We start from the raw sequence: 17,213 nt of genomic DNA, 5'->3' as shown, positions 1-17,213 counted from the left end.
CCCGCACAGCAGGGCCTCACGCTTCTCTGTGCGCATGATCAGCGGACGTATCGCATGTCGGAGTATGGCCGTAGTACTTGCCGCGGCCACGCTGCTGCCCGTCGGCAGCGCCTCGGCCGACCCCGTCCCCCCGGATCCCGGACCGCAGGCCGAACTCGTGCCGGGAATCCGCCTGGACGCGCTCCCGCTCTGGCAGACCGACACGCCCGACCAGGCGGCGGCGCCGGAGGTGTACACGCCCAGCGCCGAGGAGGACGCCGTCGAGCCGGAGGACGCGCCGGAGGAGGCGTACGACCGCGTGGAGTACGTCGATCCCATCGACGCCCTCGGGGGCGTGAAGTGCAGCGAGGAGACGGGCCCGTGGCAGCGGCAGGTCGAGCAGTGGCTGAAGCTGCCGGTGGACGGGGAGCAGTCGGCCGCCGACTGCCGGGCCATCCGCGCCTTTCAGGTGAAGCACAAGATCAAGCCCGCCATCGGGTTCGCCGGGCCTGTGACCTGGGCCACCATGCAGCTCGTGTCCGCCGGGAAGAACCCGAACGCCGACAAGAAGTGCCCGGTGCGGCGGTACCTGGTCGTCTGTGTCGACCTCGACCGGCAGCTGACCTGGGTGCAGGAAGGCAAACATGTCGTGTTCGGGCCCGTGCCCATCCGGAGCGGACGGGAGGGGTACGGGACGCGCACCGGGTGGCACGCGGTCTACTGGCGGCACAAGAACCATGTGTCGTCGCTGTACAACAGCCCCATGCCCTACTCCCAGTTCTTCAGCGGGGGACAGGCCTTCCACGGCGTCTACGCCAGCATCTTCACCCCCATCGGCTCGCGGGGCTGCGTCAACCTGCTCCTGGACGACGCCCGGGAGCTGTGGGGTCTGCTGAAGCGGAGCGACCGCGTGTACGTGTGGGGGCACCGGCCGGAGGCGTAGACCCGGTAGCGCGACGGGGTTGGGGGTCCCGGCTCGGCGGTGCTGTCGGACCCCTCTGAGACACTGGGGGCGCGATGACAGAAACAGCAGCCCTGCGGACCGCGCCCCTGCGTGCCCGCGCCGAGATCGATCTGGCCGCCCTGCGGGCCAATGTGCGGACCCTGCGCGCCCTCGCGCCGGGCGCGGCCCTCATGGCCGTCGTGAAGTCGGACGCGTATGGCCACGGGGCGGTGCCGTGTGCCCGCGCGGCCGTCGAGGCGGGCGCCCGCTGGCTGGGGACCGCCACGCCCGAGGAGGCCCTCGTGCTGCGCGCCGCCGGGCTGGACGGCGTGCGGATCATGTGCTGGCTGTGGACGCCGGGCGGGCCCTGGCGGGAGGCCATCGAGGCCGACCTCGACGTCTCCGTCAGCGGGATGTGGGCCCTGCGGGAGGTCACCGAGGCCGCCCGGTCGGCCGGCGCCCCCGCGCGCGTGCAGCTCAAGGCCGACACCGGGCTGGGGCGCAACGGCTGCCAGCCGGGTGACGACTGGGCCGAGCTGGTGCGGGAGGCCCTGCGGGCCGAGGCCGACGGGCTGATCCGGATCACCGGGCTCTGGTCGCACTTCGCCTGCGCCGACGAGCCCGGGCATCCGTCCATCGCCGCCCAGCTCTCCCGCTTCCGGGAGATGGTCGCGTACGCCGAGGCACAGGGCGTGCGCCCCGAGGTGCGGCACATCGCCAACTCGCCCGCCACGCTCACCCTCCCCGAAAGCCACTTCGACCTGGTGCGCACCGGGATCGCGACCTACGGCATCTCGCCCAGCCCCGAGCTGGGCAGCCCCGCCGACTTCGGGCTGCGGCCCGTGATGACGCTCTCGGCGTCCCTCGCCCTGGTGAAACACGTGCCGGGTGGCCACGGCGTCAGCTATGGGCATCACTACCTCACCCCCGGCGAGACCACCCTCGGCCTGGTCCCCCTCGGCTACGCCGACGGCATCCCGCGGCACGCCTCGGGCGCCGGGCCCGTCCTGGTCGGCGGCAAGTGGCGGACGGTCGCGGGACGGATCGCGATGGACCAGTTCGTCGTCGACCTGGGCGGGGACGAGCCCGAGCCGGGCGCCCGGGCCGTGCTGTTCGGGCCCGGCGACCGCGGTGAGCCCACCGCCGAGGACTGGGCGCAGGCCGCGGGCACCATCGCCTACGAAATCGTCACCCGGATCGGAACGCGCGTTCCCCGCGTCTATAGGAATGCGGCCACGTGATGCAGTCATCCGATGCGTCCATGTGAGGCGTCTGTATGAGTGCGGCTATGTGGGTGCGGCTATGTGAAGGGTGAATGCGTCCAGGTGAATGAGGAACGAGACGGGTAACCCGTAGCGCAGCATCGCAACCGAACAGCTGCACCATCCATCATCTGATGTCACACCGGCATCACCCGACACCCCGGCATTACCCAGCGAAGAGGAGCGGTACGTGAGCGAGAGCAGCGCGGAGGTCGTCGCGGCCGTCGCCTCCGCCACGGGGGCGGCCGCGAACTGGCGCAGGGCGACCGGTATCGCCGGTGCGGCGATAGGCGTGATCGCGGCGGGCGCGGCAGCGGGCGTCGCCATAGAGCGGATGACCGTGGGCCGGGGCATGCGGCAGAAGGCCCGCCTCGCCCTCGACTCGGCGGGGCCGTACGGCTCGCTGCGCGGCATGCCCGGCAAGGCGTACGCCGACGACGGCACCGAGCTGTACTACGAGGTCGACGACATCGACCCCGAGGCCGCCCCCGCCCTCACCCCGCGCCGGCGACGGCTCTTCGGGCGCAAGGCTCCGGCCCCCGTCACCGTCGTGTTCAGCCACGGCTACTGCCTCAGCCAGGACTCCTGGCACTTCCAGCGCGCCGCGCTCAGGGGCGTCGTACGCACCGTGCACTGGGACCAGCGCAGCCACGGCCGGTCCGGGCGGGGTGTGGCCCAGGTCGAGGACGGGGTGGCGCTCGACATCGAGCAGCTCGGGCGCGACCTGAAGGCCATCATCGACGCCGCCGCGCCCGAGGGGCCGATCGTGCTGGTCGGGCACTCCATGGGCGGGATGACGGTGATGGCGCTGGCCGACCAGTACCCGGAGCTGATCCGCGACCGCGTCGTCGCCACCGCCTTCGTCGGTACGTCCTCCGGCCGGCTCGGCGAGGTCAACTTCGGGCTGCCCGTCGCCGGTGTGAATGCGGTACGGCGGGTGTTGCCGGGCGTGCTCAAGGCGCTGGGGCAGCGGGCCGAGCTGGTGGAGAAGGGGCGCCGGGCCACCGCCGACCTGTTCGCGGGGATCATCAAGCGGTATTCGTTCTCGTCGCGGGACGTCGATCCGGCCGTCGCCCGGTTCGCCGAGCGGATGATCGAGGGGACGCCGATCGACGTGGTCGCGGAGTTCTACCCGGCCTTCACCGACCACGACAAGACCGAGGCGCTCGGCCTCTTCGCGGAGATGCCCGTGCTCGTCCTGGCCGGTGTGGGCGACCTCGTCACACCCAGCGAGCACAGCGAGGCGATCGCCGATCTGCTGCCGGAGGCCGAGCTGGTCCTGGTGCCGGACGCCGGGCACCTGGTGATGCTGGAGCACCCGGAAGTGGTCACCGACCGCCTGGCCGACCTGCTCACCCGCTCGGGCGCCGTGCCCGCAGGAGCTACGGTAAGTGGCTATGGAAGCACCAGCAGCACCGCACAACGCGGGTGACCTCGAGCTGACCGTCACTTCTCCCGATCAGATGCGGGAACTGGGCCGCCGCCTGGCCAAGCTGCTGCGCGCGGGCGACCTGCTGATGCTCAGCGGGGAGCTCGGCGCGGGCAAGACGACGCTGACCCGCGGCCTGGGCGAGGGGATGGGGGTCAGGGGAGCGGTGACGTCCCCGACCTTCGTGATCGCCCGCGTGCACCCCTCCCTCGGCGACGGTCCGCCGCTCGTCCACGTCGATGCCTACCGGCTGTCCGGCGGCCTCGACGAGATGGAGGACCTCGACCTCGACGTCTCGCTGCCCGAGTCGGTGATCGTCGTCGAGTGGGGCGAGGGCAAGGTCGAGGAGCTGACCGAGGAACGGCTGCAGGTCGTGATCCACCGGGCCGTCGGGGACACGACCGACGAGGTGCGCCATGTGACCGTGACCGGGCTCGGTGAGCGCTGGGCGGCGGTGGATCTGAGCGTGCTGTCCGCGTGAGCGGGCGCGGGCGGGCCGGGCGCGGTGACTGAGCCGGATGAACATTCCGACAAGACGTCGGCAAGATATTGCATTTGCGGTCTTGCGCGTGGTCACATGGTATCCAGTCCGTAGTTAGGTCTGCCTAACTACGCCCCCTCCCGGCCCCAGGAGGCGTTCATGTCGGCTTCGGAGAACAAGGTCCAGCAGCGGCCGCAGGTGGTCGCCGGGGTGGCCGGGGTGTCCATGCGGGATCTGCTGGCGGCGGGTGCGGCTGCGAACGTGATCTCGACTCCGCCGCGGGCTCCTGAGCCGGAGGCGCCGCGGCCGGCCGCCGATCACGGGCATCGCGAAGCGGCGTAGCTCCGCTGGTTGTGCCGTGATGGGTAGTGCCGCGTTGTGTCGTTGTTCGGGTGCGGCGCCGTTGTGGCTGGTCGCGCAGTTCCCCGCGCCCCTTTAGGGCGCTTCGCTCGCCCTGCGTCAGGGGATCACTGCGACCGTTCGGCCGATTGTTGCGAAGTCCCACATCGCGGCGCCGTCTGCCCGGGACTCGCGGATGCCGCCCGTCTTCACGGACGGGTTGGGCTGGGGCGGCGAGCCGTCGACGGCTGCGCTGAAGCCGATGGTGACGCCTTCCACGTTGCTGAAGCGGACGACGTGCTCGATGGCGGCGCCGTCCGTGCCGGTGATCGCCTTGGAGCGGGACGTGACCATGTAGACGCCGGGAGCGGGGTCGACCGATCCGGCGGTGACACGGAACGTGCGCTTGACCGTGTCCCCCTCACCGACCAGCCACACCCGGTCGTGGTCCAGCGAATACACGACCCGCACACCCGTACCGGACCCGGCGGGCAGCGCGCCGGGGCCCGTGCCGTCGCGGGGCCCCTTGGCGGCGCTCGCCGCGGGTGAGCTGCTCGCACGGGGCTTGCCCAGGCCGGCCTGGGCGCTCGCCGAGGCCTGGTAGGCGAGGAAGCCGACGGTCGCGAGGGCAGCCGCGGTGAGCCCCGCCACGAATCCGGAGCTGCTGCTTGCCACCGTCGCCCACCTCGGTTGTTCGCGCCGTACGTCGTGATCCAGCCCGACCGTAGCAGCCGTCGAGCGTGCCGCCGGGGCGGCGCTTCCTGGGGCCGGAGCGCCGTAGGCTGTTTGCGTGCTCTTGCTCGCTCTGGATACCGCCACCCCCGCCGTCACCGTCGCACTGCACGACGGTACGGACGTCATCGCCTCGTCGAGCCAGGTGGACGCGCGCCGGCACGGCGAGCTGCTGCTGCCGGCCGTCGACCGGGTCCTCGCCGAGGCCGGTGTGCGGCTCGACGCCGTCACCGACATCGTCGTAGGCATCGGCCCCGGCCCGTACACCGGGCTGCGCGTCGGTCTGATGACCGCCGACACCTTCGGGATCGCCCTCGGCGTCCCCGTGCACGGTGTGTGCACGCTCGACGGCCTCGCGTACGCCGCCGACATCGAGAAGGGGCCGTTCGTCGTGGCGACCGACGCCCGGCGCAAGGAGGTCTACTGGGCACGGTACGCCGACTCCCGTACGCGTCTGACCGACCCGGCCGTCGACCGGCCCGCCGACATCGCCGACCAGGTCGCCGGGCTGCCCGCCGTCGGCGCGGGCGCGCTGCTGTACCCCGACGCCTTCCCCAGCGCCCACGAGCCCGAGCATGTGTCGGCGGCGGCCCTCGCGGGTCTGGCCGCCGAGAAGCTGGCGGCGGGCGAGGAACTCCCCGCGCCCCGGCCGCTGTACCTGCGCCGGCCCGACGCCCAGGTCCCCAAGAACTACAAGGTGGTCACCCCCAAGTGACAGGACAGCCGACCGGACCGGAGACCGGGCCGCCCGTGACTCCTGTGCTGCGCGAGATGCGCTGGTGGGACATCGACCGGGTGCTGGGCCTGGAGAAGGACCTCTTCCCCGAGGACGCCTGGTCCCGGGGCATGTTCTGGTCCGAGCTGGCCCACTCGCGCGGGCCCGAGGCGACCCGGCGCTATGTCGTCGCCGAGGAGGGTGAACGGCTCGTGGGATACGCCGGACTCGCCTCCGCCGGGGACCTGGCCGACGTCCAGACCATCGCCGTCGCCCGTGACTACTGGGGGACGGGTCTCGGCGGCCGTCTGCTCACCGAACTGCTGCGGGCCGCCACCGTTTTCGAGTGCGCCGAAGTGATGCTGGAGTGCCGCGTGGACAACGTCCGCGCACAGAAGCTCTACGAGCGTTTCGGTTTCGAGGCCATCGGCTTCAGGCGCGGCTATTACCAGCCGGGGAACGTGGACGCCCTGGTGATGAGACTGACCACGAAACCCGACAGCGGCTCCGCCGCGGGTTCAACTTCCGTACAAGGAACCGAGATCAATGGCTGACTCACGCGACGAGCCGCTCGTACTCGGCATCGAGACCTCCTGCGACGAGACCGGCGTCGGCATCGTCCGCGGCACCACCCTGCTCGCCGACGCCATCGCCTCCAGCGTCGACGAGCACGCCCGCTTCGGCGGCGTCGTGCCGGAGGTCGCCTCCCGGGCGCACCTGGAGGCGATGGTCCCGACCATCGACCGCGCGCTGAAGGAGGCGGGGGTGAGCGCGCGGGACCTGGACGGCATCGCGGTGACCGCCGGTCCGGGCCTGGCGGGCGCGCTGCTGGTGGGCGTCTCGGCGGCGAAGGCGTACGCCTACGCGCTGGGCAAGCCGCTCTACGGCGTCAACCACCTCGCCTCCCACATCTGCGTGGACCAGCTGGAGCACGGCGCGCTGCCGGAGCCGACGATGGCGCTGCTGGTGAGCGGCGGGCACAGCTCTCTGTTGCTGTCCTCGGACATCACCTCCGACGTCCGCCCCATGGGCGCGACCATCGACGACGCGGCGGGCGAGGCCTTCGACAAGATCGCCCGGGTGCTGAACCTGGGCTTCCCGGGCGGCCCGGTCATCGACCGGTACGCGCGCGAGGGCGACCCGGCGGCGATCGCCTTCCCACGCGGCCTGACCGGCCCGCGCGATCCGGCGTACGACTTCTCTTTCTCCGGTCTGAAGACGGCGGTCGCCCGCTGGATCGAGGCCAAGCGGGCGGCGGGCGAGGAGGTGCCGGTGCGGGATGTCGCGGCCTCCTTCCAGGAGGCGGTCGTGGACGTGCTGACCCGCAAGGCCGTTCGCGCCTGCAAGGACGAGGGCGTCGACCACCTGATGATCGGCGGCGGCGTCGCGGCCAACTCCCGGCTGCGTGCGCTGGCCCAGGAGCGCTGCGAGGCGGCCGGGATCCGGCTGCGGGTGCCCCGGCCCAAGCTGTGTACGGACAACGGGGCGATGGTGGCGGCGCTGGGCGCGGAGATGGTGGCGCGGGGCCGGCCCGCGTCGAGCTGGGACCTGTCGGCGGACTCCTCGCTGCCGGTGACGGACACGCACGTTCCCGGGCAGGACCACGATCACGTCCACGAGGTCAGCAAGGAGAACCTCTACTCGTGACCGTTGCGTTGATGTGGGAGGCGCGGGCCGTGGCCGGCCGGGGCGAGGAGTTGTTGGCCTGGACGCGTGAACAGGAGCTGGCCGAACGGCCCCTGCGTCGGGAGACCTTCCGCGCCCCGCAGGACCGCGTCCTCGTCATTACCTGGTGGGACGCGGCCTACGACTCCGCCCTCCCCGAACTGCCCGAGCCGGGCGGGGAGTTGGTTGCGCGGCCGGTGCATCGGTGGCGGTTCGAGTCGGTGGGGGAAAGCTAGGCGGGGGCTTCGTCCAAAGACCGCTCCCTCCCTCACCTCACCCTGGCCCCCACCGCCTGGTCCGCCTTCATCGCGCATGCCTCCGCCGAGCCGATGCGGCGTTGACGCCCGGTGTCAGGGTCGCGGAGCCGCCAGCGACCATGACGCCGTCAGGAGTGTCGCGCCCGCCAGCGCCCAGCCGACCACCGCGACGAGGGTCCCGTCGGCTGTGAGGAAGGCCCCGGTCACGCCCATTACCGTGCCCAGGGCGGCGGTCAGGGCGCCCTGGTGCCACCAGGCGTGGGCGGGGCGTAGGACGGTGCCGGACGGGATGACGAAGGCGTCGCGCAGGTCGTTGGGGACGGCCTCCTGGTCGTCGAGGAGCGGGTAGGCCGGTGCGCTGTGGCGCAGGCGGTCGAGCGGGACCAGGCGGGTGCCATCGGCGAGTTCCACCACGGCCGGGCGTCGGCCGCGTCCCGCGTGACGGACCGTCACCGGTATCTGACCGACGTGGGCATCGAGCGCCGGGTGCCACATCACCCGCTGCCATCGCACAGGCCGCTCGGGCCGTCCGGGCTCGGCGAGGACGAGCCATGTCGTGGCCGAGCCGTGCCACATCGTCGGGAGGCGCTCTCCGAACCGCACGGCGGCCGTCATCGGGCGGCCGGGCCTGCGGGCCGTGAGCCGGAAGCGCAGGCCGCGCCAGGCCCAGACGCCCCACAGCGGGAGCATGGCGACACCGAGGAGGAACACGGGTATGAGGAGGTCGTCCTCGGCCGCGGTCTCGTCCGGGTCGGCCGGGAAGCCGCGCGGGTCGGCCGCGCCGGGGTCGTAGGCGACGGGGAAGCGGCGGCCCTTCTCGTAGCGGTCGGTGTCGTAGATGCCGAAGCGCTGCACGTGCGTGTGGCCGGAGCTGTCGGTCCAGCGCACCCGGATGTCGTCCTCGTCGCCCACGCCGTCCTCGGCCACCACGCCGGAGGCGGTTGCCGTGGCCCGGTCGCGGGCGGTGAGGTAGTCGTGGGCGTGGATGCCGAGCCAGGCGGCGAAGAGGGCGTAGCCGAGGAGGGAGGCGGTCAGGCCGAGCATCGCTACGTGGAGGGCTGGGCGGGTGGTGATGTGTGGGGTGGTGGGGGCCGGATCGAGAGAGCCGCGGCCGGAAAGGTCTGTGCTCATGCGGCAGCCTCCCGCGTCTTCGTGGACGCCAGCACGGCCCGTACCGGCCCCGGGTCTCCGGCCGCCACCGCATCGCCCACCAGCTCGTGGAGGTCGACGACCGTACCGTCGGGCGCGGTGAGGGCACTGTTCAGCCAGCGGCTTGCGTAGCTCCAGCCGGCGGCACGCAACACGGTCGTCAGGGCCGGGGCCACGGCACTGGCCAGCACCGTCCGGCCGATCGAGGGACGTACGGCGGCGGGCATCCACCGGAGGTCGGGTTCGAGCCGACGGGCCAGCCGCGGCCAGCTGCCGTCGGCCACGGCGTCCAGAGCGACGGCCACGGCCCGCTCCGGCTCCTGCCGACCGGTCGCGGCCAGCAGGAGCGTCAGGCCCGTGTCGTCGCCGAGGTCGTGGAGCCGGTCGGGGGCCATGGTGAGGAGGCGTACCGGGCGGGGGTCGTCGTACGGGTCGCCGTGGCGGGCACCCTCCGAACCCGTATCGGTCGTACCCTTCGCACCGGCCTCCACGCCGGCCAACTCCGCCACGCACCACCCCTCCACCAGATCGCCCGTCCGTAGCACCAGCGGCTCGGTGCCGTACGCCGTGGACGGCTCGACACCCGTCGGCAACGCGGCGATGCGATCGGCGACCGGTGGGTGGTCCTCCGCCGTGTACGGGTCGAGGGTGTCCTCCTCCTCGGCGGCGCGGGTCGCGCGGCGGACCACCAGCGGGTCGTGCAGGGCGGTGTCCAGGGCGTCGTAGAAGTCCTCGGGGTAGGTGCCGTCCTCCATCAGCGCCGACCACCAGGTGGCCCCGAGCCCCTCGAAAGCCTCGTGCAGCACGCCGGTGCGCCGCAGCGCCTCGGCGGTCGCGGTCGTGCCGACGGCCCCGGCCGCGTCGGCGTCGGCGGCCAGTTCCGCGTGCCACATCATGGGCTGGGAGGCCCGCAGCAGGGCCGTGGCCGGTCGGGAGAGCGGGCGGAAGCGGCGGCTTTCCAGTCGGTCCGTGAGCGTGTGGCGGGCGAACCGCAGTGCGGCCGTACGGCGGTCGCTCACTTGCTGCTCGTGTGCCAGCTCGTGCGCCACGACCGAGGCCAGCTGGGCCTCGGACAGGCCCCGCAGCAGCGGCAGACCGAGCAGCAGGGCGTAGGCGCGCACGCCGGCGACCTTGGTGGGGCCGAGCGATGCCTGCACCTCGGGCACGATCCGCACCAGCAGCGGCTCCTGGAAACCGATGCGCTCGGCCACGTCCCGCACCAGCGCGGCCAGCTCCGGCTCGTCGCCCGGCCGCAGGGCCCGCCCGGGCAGCCGCCCGCGCTCCAGAGCTCCCCGGACGAGACCGGCGATGATCAGGGCCGGGGGGACGATCGCCACCCACCGAGAGCCGTCCCACGCCACGGACACGAGCATCAGCGCCAGAACCATGACGGCCGACGGCAGCCAGGCCAGTGCCGCCATGCCGATGGTGAGCAGCCAGGCTCGGAGGGCCGGCGGCCGTATGTTCATCGCGTTTGTGTTCCTGTCACGCGCGCCTGAAGGGTCGGCGGATTGTGACACGGCGGTGAGCACCGCGTATATGGGCTTTGGGAGGATATTGATCTACTCGCGGCTCAGGTCGCCGAGGGACTTCGGGCCGCCGCGCGGCGCGTCGGCGGGATCGCCGGCGTGACGGAGAAGAGCCCCCCCTCATCAGGGGGGACGGCCTGAGGGGCAGAGCCGTCCGCCGACACGCGTGTCACTCCGACGCCGACACCTCCGCCTCGCACCGCAGCCGCCGGTCCGTCCCCAGCTCCCGCACCGGGCCGCTGAGTTTCAGCCGTGCCGTGTGCCGTACGTCCGCGCTGGACGCCGCCAGCCGTAGCTCCAGTACGCCCGGTTCGACCACGCGCCGGCCCGAGCGATCCGTGAACGAGGACAGGTCGGTGTGGAACCGGAAGGTCACCCGGCTCGCCTCGCCCGGCGCCAACTCCACCCGCTGGTAGCCGATCAGGCGTACGTCGGGGCGGGTCACCGATGCCACCGGGTCGTGCAGGTAGAGCTGAACCACCTCCGCCCCCGCCCGATCACCCGTGTTCCGGACCGTCACCGACACGTCGTACGTCCCGTCCGTGCCGATCTCCGTCTCCGCCCTCGCCCCCGAATCCACGGACTCCCACGCGAACGACGTGTACGACCGCCCGTGCCCGAACGCGTACAACGGCGTCGGATCCAGGTTGCTGACCTCCCCCGCCAGCCCCAGTGGCGGCTGCAGGTACGTCCACGGCTGGCCCCCGGGCTCCCGAGGCATGCTCACCGGCAGCCTCCCCGACGGGTTGACGCGGCCCGACAGCACTCCCGCCACCGCCGGGCCGCCCTCCTCACCCGGGAAGAACGCCTGGACCACCGCCGCCAGACGCCCGTGCCAGCGGCCCAGCGCGTACGGGCGGCCGGTGAGCAGGACCAGCACCACCGGGACGCCCGTGGCCACGAGCGCGTCCAGCAGACCTCCCTGCACGCCCGGCAGGCGGAGGTCCGTCACATCGCAGCCCTCGCCCGACGTGCCCCGCCCGAACAGCCCCGCACGGTCGCCCAGCACCGCCAGGCACACGTCCGCCTCCGACGCGCGCGCCACCGCCTCCTCGAAGCCCGCCGTGTCCGGGTCGGATACGCCGCAGCCCTCGGCGAACGTCACCTTGGCGTCGGGGAGTTCGGCGCGCAACGCCTCCAGGGCCGTCGGGATCTCGATGCCCATCGGCACCGCGGGGTGGTGCGTGAGGACGTGCGAGGGGAAGGAGTAGCAGCCCAGCATCGCCAGGGCGTCCGCCGCGCGCGGGCCCACGACCGCGATACGGGCGTCGGGGGGGAGGGGGAGGACGCCGTCGGGGTTGTCCAGCAGCACCACCGACTCCTCGGCCACTCGGCGGGCCAGCACCCGGTTCGCGGGGGAGTCCAGGTCGATGCGTGCCGTCGTCGGCTCCGGGGTCCAGTCCTCGTCCAGGAGGCCCAGCTCGCACTTCTGGAGCAGGACCCGGCGGGCCGCGCGGTCCACCAGCTCCTCCGGGACCTCGCCCGCCCGGACGGCCTCCGCCAGCGGTTTCCCGTAGCACTTCACGGTCGGCAGTTCGACGTCGATGCCGGCCGCCAGCGCCGCGTGCGCCGCCTCGGCCGGTGACCCCGCCACGCGGTGCAGGGTCTGAAGGAAGCCGATGCCGAAGTAGTCGGCGACCACCGTGCCCGTGAAACCCCACTGCTCGCGGAGGAGTTCGGTCAGCAGCGCCGGGTCGGCGGAGGCCGGCACGCCGTCCGTCTCGTTGTACGCCGCCATCACCGAGCGCGCCCCGCCCTCGCGCAGCGCCATCTCGAACGGCGGCAGGGTGACGTCCGCGAGCTCGCGGATGCCCGCCCGTACGGGCGCGAGGTTGCGGGCGCCCGCCGAGGACGCGTACCCGGCGAAGTGCTTGAGCGTCGCGATGACCCCGGCCGACTCCAGGCCCCGGACATAGGCCGCGCCGATCGTGCCGGTCAGGTACGGGTCCTCGCCGATGGTCTCCTCGACCCGGCCCCAGCGCGGATCGCGTACGACGTCCAGGACGGGCGCCAGCCCCTGGTGGACGCCGGCCGAGCGCAGGTCCTGGCCGATGCGCCGGGCCATCTCCTCGACGAGCGGGGGGTCGAAGGTGGCCCCCCACGCCAGCGGGACCGGGTAGGCCGTGGCCTGCCAGGCCGTGAAGCCCGCCAGGCACTCCTCGTGGGCCACCGCCGGGATGCCGAAGCGGCCGGCGGCGGCGATACGGCGCTGGGCGCGGGCCAGTGCCTGCGCGCCCAGCGCCGGGTCCACGGGGGCGGTGCCGAAGGAGCGGGTGAGCTGGCCGAGGCCGTGGGTGAGCAGCTCGGACCAGTCGTAGTCGGCGGTCATGTCGTGCTGGTGCGGGGCGACTCCGTCGCCGTCCGTGGCGGCGCCCACCCACACGCCGTACAGCTGGGCGGTCTTCTCCTCCAAGGTCATCCGGGAGAGGAGGTCGTCGACGCGGGTGGCGGCGGGCAGGGCGGGGTCGCGCCAGGGGGCGGTGGTCATGAAACTCCTGTCGGGGCGATGGCCCTCTCGCGAATGTTTCGTTAGTCACCTCGAATGTTCCGGGAACCTAGGCGCGGTGAGAAGGGTTCGTCAAGAGGTCGCGCAGGGATACGATCGCCGCCATGACACCCTCGGAGCCCGCCGAAACCCCGACGACAACACGTGAAACACGGACGACATCGCCGTCGGCCGGGCGGTCCACGCAGACCGCGACGCTCGCTGAGATCGCTCGCGAGGCCGGCGTGTCCGCGCCGACTGTTTCGAAGGTCCTCAACGGACGTGCCGACGTCGCCCCGGCCACCCGCAGCCGCGTCGAGGAACTCCTGCGCGCCCACGGCTACCGGCGCCGCCGCGCCGAGGCCAGCCGCTCGCCCCTGATCGACCTGGTCTTCCACGAGCTGGAGAGCGCCTGGGCGATGGAGGTCATCCGGGGCGTGGAGAACGTCGCCCGGGACGCCGGGCTGAGCGTCGTGCTGAGCGAGAGCGCCGGCCGTCTGACCCCCGGCCGGACCTGGGCCGACCAGGTCGCCGCCCGCCGCCCGCACGGCGTGATCCTCGTGCTGTCCGGCCTCGACGAGTCCCAGCGCGCCCTGCTGACCAGCCGGTCGATCCCGTTCGTGGTGATGGACCCGGCGGGCGACCCGGGCGCCGACGTGCCGTCCATCGGGGCGACCAACTGGCAGGGCGGACTCGCCGCCACCCGGCATCTCGTCGAGCTCGGGCACCGCAGGATCGGGGCGATCACCGGGCCGTCCCGGATGATGTGCAGCCGCGCCCGCATCGACGGCTACCGCGCCGCCCTGGAGACGGCCGGGCTCCCGGTCGACCAGGGCCTGATCCGGCCCGGCGACTTCCACCACGAGACCGGCTACCGGCAGGGCCTGGAACTGCTGCGCCGACCGGACCGGCCGACCGCCGTCTTCGCCGGCAACGACCTCCAGGCGCTCGGGCTGTACGAGGCCGCGCGCGAGCTGGGGCTGCGGATTCCGGAGGACCTGAGTGTGGTCGGCTTCGACGATCTGCCGATCGCACGCTGGGTGGGGCCGCCGCTGACGACCGTACGGCAGCCGCTGACGGAGATGGCGGAGGCGGCGGCGAAGCTGGTCCTGGACCTGGCGCGGGAGGAAGGGGCACCGGCGGCTACGCGGGTGGAGCTGGCGACCAGCTTGGTGGTGCGGAGCAGCACGGGGGCGCCTCCGGCGGTTTAGCAGGAGGCCTGTTGCTGTATTGACGGGTGTTGCGGGGCGCCCCACACTGCACCGAAGCCAGTCGGTTGTTCGACCGAAACTTTCGGAGGCACCCGCAATGAGATCTCTGAGAACAGGCTTATCGCTCGGTTCCCTTCTCACAGGCGTCGCGACGGTCGCAGCCCTGCTGCTCACGGCCCCCGCGGCGCACGCTGCCGACACACCCCTGCGCGACCTCGCCGCCGCCCAGGGCAAGGTCATGGGCACCGCCGTCACCGGCTCCAAGCTCACCGGCACCTACGGCGACATCGTCGGCCGGGAGTTCAACGCCATGACCCCCGGCAACGCCATGAAATGGGGCTCCGTCGAGCCGACGCGCTCCAGCTTCAACTGGGCCGAGGCCGACCAGATCGTCGCCTTCGCCGAGGCGCACGGCCAGCAGGTGCGCGGCCACACCCTGGTCTGGCACAGCCAGAACCCGGGCTGGCTGACGAACGGCAGCTGGACGTCCGCCGAGCTGAGCCAGTTGATGAACGACCACATCGCCACCGAAGTCGGCCGCTACAAGGGCCGGTTGGCGACCTGGGACGTGGTGAACGAGCCCTTCAACGAGGACGGCACCTACCGCCAGACCCTCTGGTACAACGGCCTCGGCGCCGACTACATCGCCCAGGCCCTGACCGCCGCCCGCGCCGCCGACCCGAGCGCCAAGCTGTACATCAACGACTACAACGTCGAGGGCGTCAACGCGAAGAGCACCGCCCTGTACAACCTGGTCAAGTCGCTCAAGGAGCGGGGTGTCCCGATCGACGGGGTCGGGCTGCAGGCCCATCTGATCCTCGGTCAGGTGCCGTCGACCATGCAGCAGAACATCCAGCGGTTCGCCGACCTCGGTGTCGACGTGGCGATCACGGAGCTGGACATCCGTATGCAACTGCCGTCGGACAGCGCCAAGCTGACCCAGCAGGCCGCCGACTACAAGGCGGTCATGAACGCCTGCCTCGCGGTGTCCCGGTGCGTCGGCGTCACCGTCTGGGGCTTCACCGACTCCGACTCCTGGATCCCGGGCACCTTCCCCGGGCAGGGCGCGGCGACGCCGTACGACGAGAACTACGTGCCGAAACCGGCGTACCACGCGATCGCCGAGTCGCTGGGCGGCGGCACGACGACACCGCCTCCCACGGACGCGTGCACGGCGACTTACAGCGTCGCCAGTCAGTGGAACACCGGCTTCACCGGGCAGGTCCGGATCGCCTGCTCGGGGGCGGCGTTGTCGGCCTGGAAGGTCAGCTGGACGTACGGCGCGGGGCAACAGCTCACGCAGGCCTGGAACGCGAGCTGCACGCAGTCGGGGGCGACGGTCACCTGTTCCAACGCCTCGTACAACGGGACGGTTCCCGACGGCGGTTCGGTGACCTTCGGGTTCAACGCGTCGTGGAGCGGGAGCAATCCGGCGCCGACGGTGGCGCTGGCTGAGTGAGTGGGCTGAAAGGGCGCAGAAGTCTGAGATTTTCCGAAGAAAACCAGGTCTGGCATTCCTGCCCGTAATAATTCGGACTTACGTTCCTCCCTGTGAGCGGACGAGACGAGAACGGGGACGACGGCAGACGAGCGGGCCGGCGGTCGAGGGTGCTGAAGACCGCCGGCCTCGTCCTTGCGGGCGCCCTGGTGCTGGGCACGGGGGCGGCGGGCTGGGTCTTCTGGCACCTGAACGACAACATCCAGAGCGTCGACATCGACAGCGCCCTCGGCGACGACCGCCCGCCGAGGGCGGTGACGACTCCGTCGCCCTCGGCGGGCGCATCGGCGTCCCCGCTGCCCACCAACTCCCTGAACATCCTGGTGCTGGGCTCGGACTCGCGCAGCGGCGAGGAGAACCAGGAGCTCGGCGGCGGCAGCAGCGCCGGCGCCCGCTCGGACACGGCGATGGTGGTCCACCTCGACGCGGGCCGGACATCGGCCACGGTGGTGAGCATCCCGCGCGACACCCTCGTCACCCGTCCGTCCTGTCCGCTGTCGTCGGGTGGTTCGACGGCGGTGGCGTACCGCGCGATGTTCAACAGCGCGTACTCGGTGGGCGGGCCGGTGTGCGCGGTCAAGACGGTCGAGTCGATCACGGACGTCCGCATGGACCACTACATCGAGATCGACTTCTCGGGTTTCGCGAAGCTGGTGGACGCGCTGGGCGGCGTGACGGTGACGACGGACGAGGACATCGACGACGAGTCCAGCCACCTGACGTTGGAAGCGGGCACCCACCACCTCGACGGCAAGACGGCCCTCGCCCTGGCGCGCACCCGGCACGGCATAGGCGACGGCAGCGACCTCGGCCGCATAGGCCTGCAGCAGAAGCTGGTGAAGGCGCTGCTGGAGCAGATCTCCTCGACCGACCTCCTCACCGACCCCACCCGGCTCTACCAGGTCGCCGACGCGGTGACGGGCAGCCTGACGACCGACACCGGCCTGGACTCGCTGAGCGAGCTGATGTCCCTCGGCGAGAGCCTGAAGGGCCTGTCCTCGCAGGAGGTGAAGACGGTGATGATGCCGGTGGTCCCGGCGGCCTCGGACGCCAACCGGGTGGTGGCGGACGAGCCGGAGGCGAGCGAGCTGTGGGAGTCGCTGCGCTGACGGGCCGCTGACGGGCCGAGGGCAACCTTCGTGGGGGGGCGAGTCAAGTGGGTTGACTTGTCGCCGTAACAGGGGAGTGTCCGGGTGTTCCCGCTTCGTTCATATGCCGGTTGGGCCGTTCCGCTCATGGCGGGTCTGCTCGCTCTGGGAGCGGTCCCCTCGGACCTCATGGCCCGCGCCGAGGCCGCCGCCCCCGCCCCCGTCCGCGACGACTTCAACGGCGACGGCTACCAGGACCTCGCCGTCGGCGCCCCGCGCGGGACCGTCGGCGGACTGAACGGGGGCAGGGTCATTCGCAGTTCCTCAATTGGCTTGGGTTTCCCGGGCGCTTTTCGGTGTCATGGCCGCGTGGCGGATGAGTGGCGTTTGTCCGCCTGTCATGCTTTCGGGTGAGAGTTGCGGTCGAGGGGAGTGGTCGCTTCGATGACGT

17 protein-coding genes are annotated in these 17,213 nt (G+C 72.1%); 13 read left to right on the top strand and 4 right to left on the bottom strand.

From position 1 onward, the window contains the following. Positions 1–64: 64 nt before the first annotated feature. The 5 genes from ADL12_RS02750 (at position 65) to ADL12_RS02730 (ending at position 4,436) form a co-directional block, all read left to right on the top strand. A complete protein-coding gene (locus ADL12_RS02750; protein ID WP_079051804.1) occupies positions 65–922 on the top strand; it encodes a L,D-transpeptidase family protein in 858 nt (285 codons plus the stop codon). Between the two features lie 74 nt (positions 923–996). After that, positions 997–2,163 (top strand): alanine racemase, encoded by a 1,167-nt coding sequence (gene alr / locus ADL12_RS02745; protein WP_062698055.1) that lies wholly within the window; start codon positions 997–999, stop codon positions 2,161–2,163. Positions 2,164–2,374: 211 nt separating this feature from the next. Next, positions 2,375–3,616, top strand: coding sequence for an alpha/beta fold hydrolase (locus ADL12_RS02740; protein WP_062698053.1), 1,242 nt, complete (start codon positions 2,375–2,377; stop codon positions 3,614–3,616). Further along, positions 3,582–4,094 carry a tRNA (adenosine(37)-N6)-threonylcarbamoyltransferase complex ATPase subunit type 1 TsaE gene (gene tsaE / locus ADL12_RS02735; RefSeq protein ID WP_062698051.1) on the top strand — a complete coding sequence of 171 codons (513 nt, stop codon included), beginning with the start codon at positions 3,582–3,584 and terminating at the stop codon, positions 4,092–4,094. Before ADL12_RS02740 ends, tsaE begins: the two co-directional genes overlap by 35 nt. Positions 4,095–4,253: 159 nt before the next feature. Beyond that, complete coding sequence (locus ADL12_RS02730; RefSeq protein ID WP_062698048.1) at positions 4,254–4,436, top strand: hypothetical protein; 183 nt, start codon at positions 4,254–4,256, stop codon at positions 4,434–4,436. Between the two features lie 117 nt (positions 4,437–4,553). Here the strand turns inward: ADL12_RS02730 and ADL12_RS02725 are convergent, their stop codons facing one another. Beyond that, the gene (locus tag ADL12_RS02725) at positions 4,554–5,108 is read right to left on the bottom strand and encodes a hypothetical protein (RefSeq protein WP_107119810.1); all 555 of its coding nucleotides are present in this window, start codon (positions 5,106–5,108) and stop codon (positions 4,554–4,556) included. A 115-nt stretch (positions 5,109–5,223) separates the two neighbouring features. On the opposite strand from ADL12_RS02725, the gene tsaB reads away from it, so the two are divergent. Genes tsaB through ADL12_RS02705 form a run of 4 tightly spaced genes read left to right on the top strand, consistent with a single transcriptional unit; the run spans position 5,224 to position 7,781 of the window. Then, the gene (gene tsaB, locus ADL12_RS02720) at positions 5,224–5,880 is read left to right on the top strand and encodes a tRNA (adenosine(37)-N6)-threonylcarbamoyltransferase complex dimerization subunit type 1 TsaB (RefSeq protein WP_062698046.1); all 657 of its coding nucleotides are present in this window, start codon (positions 5,224–5,226) and stop codon (positions 5,878–5,880) included. Positions 5,881–5,936: 56 nt separating this feature from the next. Further along, a complete protein-coding gene (gene rimI, locus ADL12_RS02715) occupies positions 5,937–6,434 on the top strand; it encodes a ribosomal protein S18-alanine N-acetyltransferase (RefSeq protein ID WP_062698082.1) in 498 nt (165 codons plus the stop codon). After that, positions 6,427–7,527 (top strand): tRNA (adenosine(37)-N6)-threonylcarbamoyltransferase complex transferase subunit TsaD, encoded by a 1,101-nt coding sequence (gene tsaD / locus ADL12_RS02710; RefSeq protein ID WP_062698044.1) that lies wholly within the window; start codon positions 6,427–6,429, stop codon positions 7,525–7,527. Before rimI ends, tsaD begins: the two co-directional genes overlap by 8 nt. Beyond that, positions 7,524–7,781, top strand: a complete 258-nt coding sequence (locus tag ADL12_RS02705; RefSeq protein WP_062698042.1) for a hypothetical protein — start codon at positions 7,524–7,526, stop codon at positions 7,779–7,781. The genes tsaD and ADL12_RS02705 overlap by 4 nt, the downstream gene beginning before the upstream one ends. A 114-nt stretch (positions 7,782–7,895) precedes the next feature. Here the strand turns inward: ADL12_RS02705 and ADL12_RS02700 are convergent, their stop codons facing one another. The 3 genes from ADL12_RS02700 to ADL12_RS02690 all read right to left on the bottom strand — a co-directional run bounded on the left by ADL12_RS02700 (position 7,896) and on the right by ADL12_RS02690 (position 12,968). Then, complete coding sequence (locus tag ADL12_RS02700) at positions 7,896–8,933, bottom strand: hypothetical protein (protein ID WP_159053059.1); 1,038 nt, start codon at positions 8,931–8,933, stop codon at positions 7,896–7,898. Beyond that, positions 8,930–10,420, bottom strand: coding sequence for a M48 family metalloprotease (locus tag ADL12_RS02695; RefSeq protein WP_062698037.1), 1,491 nt, complete (start codon positions 10,418–10,420; stop codon positions 8,930–8,932). The genes ADL12_RS02700 and ADL12_RS02695 overlap by 4 nt, the downstream gene beginning before the upstream one ends. 229 nt (positions 10,421–10,649) lie before the next feature. Beyond that, positions 10,650–12,968: a beta-xylosidase/alpha-l-arabinosidase gene (locus tag ADL12_RS02690; protein ID WP_062698035.1), complete on the bottom strand. Its 2,319-nt coding sequence runs from the start codon at positions 12,966–12,968 to the stop codon at positions 10,650–10,652. Positions 12,969–13,090: 122 nt separating this feature from the next. Between ADL12_RS02690 and ADL12_RS02685 the strand changes: the two genes are divergently transcribed. From ADL12_RS02685 to ADL12_RS57600, 4 genes are all read left to right on the top strand, one after another. Then, positions 13,091–14,176 carry a LacI family DNA-binding transcriptional regulator gene (locus ADL12_RS02685; protein ID WP_062698033.1) on the top strand — a complete coding sequence of 362 codons (1,086 nt, stop codon included), beginning with the start codon at positions 13,091–13,093 and terminating at the stop codon, positions 14,174–14,176. A 97-nt stretch (positions 14,177–14,273) separates the two neighbouring features. Then, positions 14,274–15,635, top strand: a complete 1,362-nt coding sequence (locus tag ADL12_RS02680) for a glycoside hydrolase family 10 protein (protein ID WP_062698031.1) — start codon at positions 14,274–14,276, stop codon at positions 15,633–15,635. A gap of 92 nt (positions 15,636–15,727) precedes the next feature. After that, positions 15,728–16,783 carry an LCP family protein gene (locus tag ADL12_RS02675; RefSeq protein WP_079051803.1) on the top strand — a complete coding sequence of 352 codons (1,056 nt, stop codon included), beginning with the start codon at positions 15,728–15,730 and terminating at the stop codon, positions 16,781–16,783. A 126-nt stretch (positions 16,784–16,909) separates the two neighbouring features. Beyond that, entirely contained in the window at positions 16,910–17,176 is a 267-nt protein-coding gene (locus tag ADL12_RS57600; RefSeq protein ID WP_279617122.1) for an integrin alpha, read from the top strand. The last annotated feature ends 37 nt before the right edge of the window (positions 17,177–17,213 follow it).

Source organism: Streptomyces regalis (genome assembly GCF_001509475.1).
Taxonomy (GTDB): Bacteria; Actinomycetota; Actinomycetes; order Streptomycetales; family Streptomycetaceae; genus Streptomyces; species Streptomyces regalis.
The sequence above is the reverse complement of the archived record's forward strand: the minus strand, read 5'-3'. Positions and strand labels throughout refer to the sequence as shown.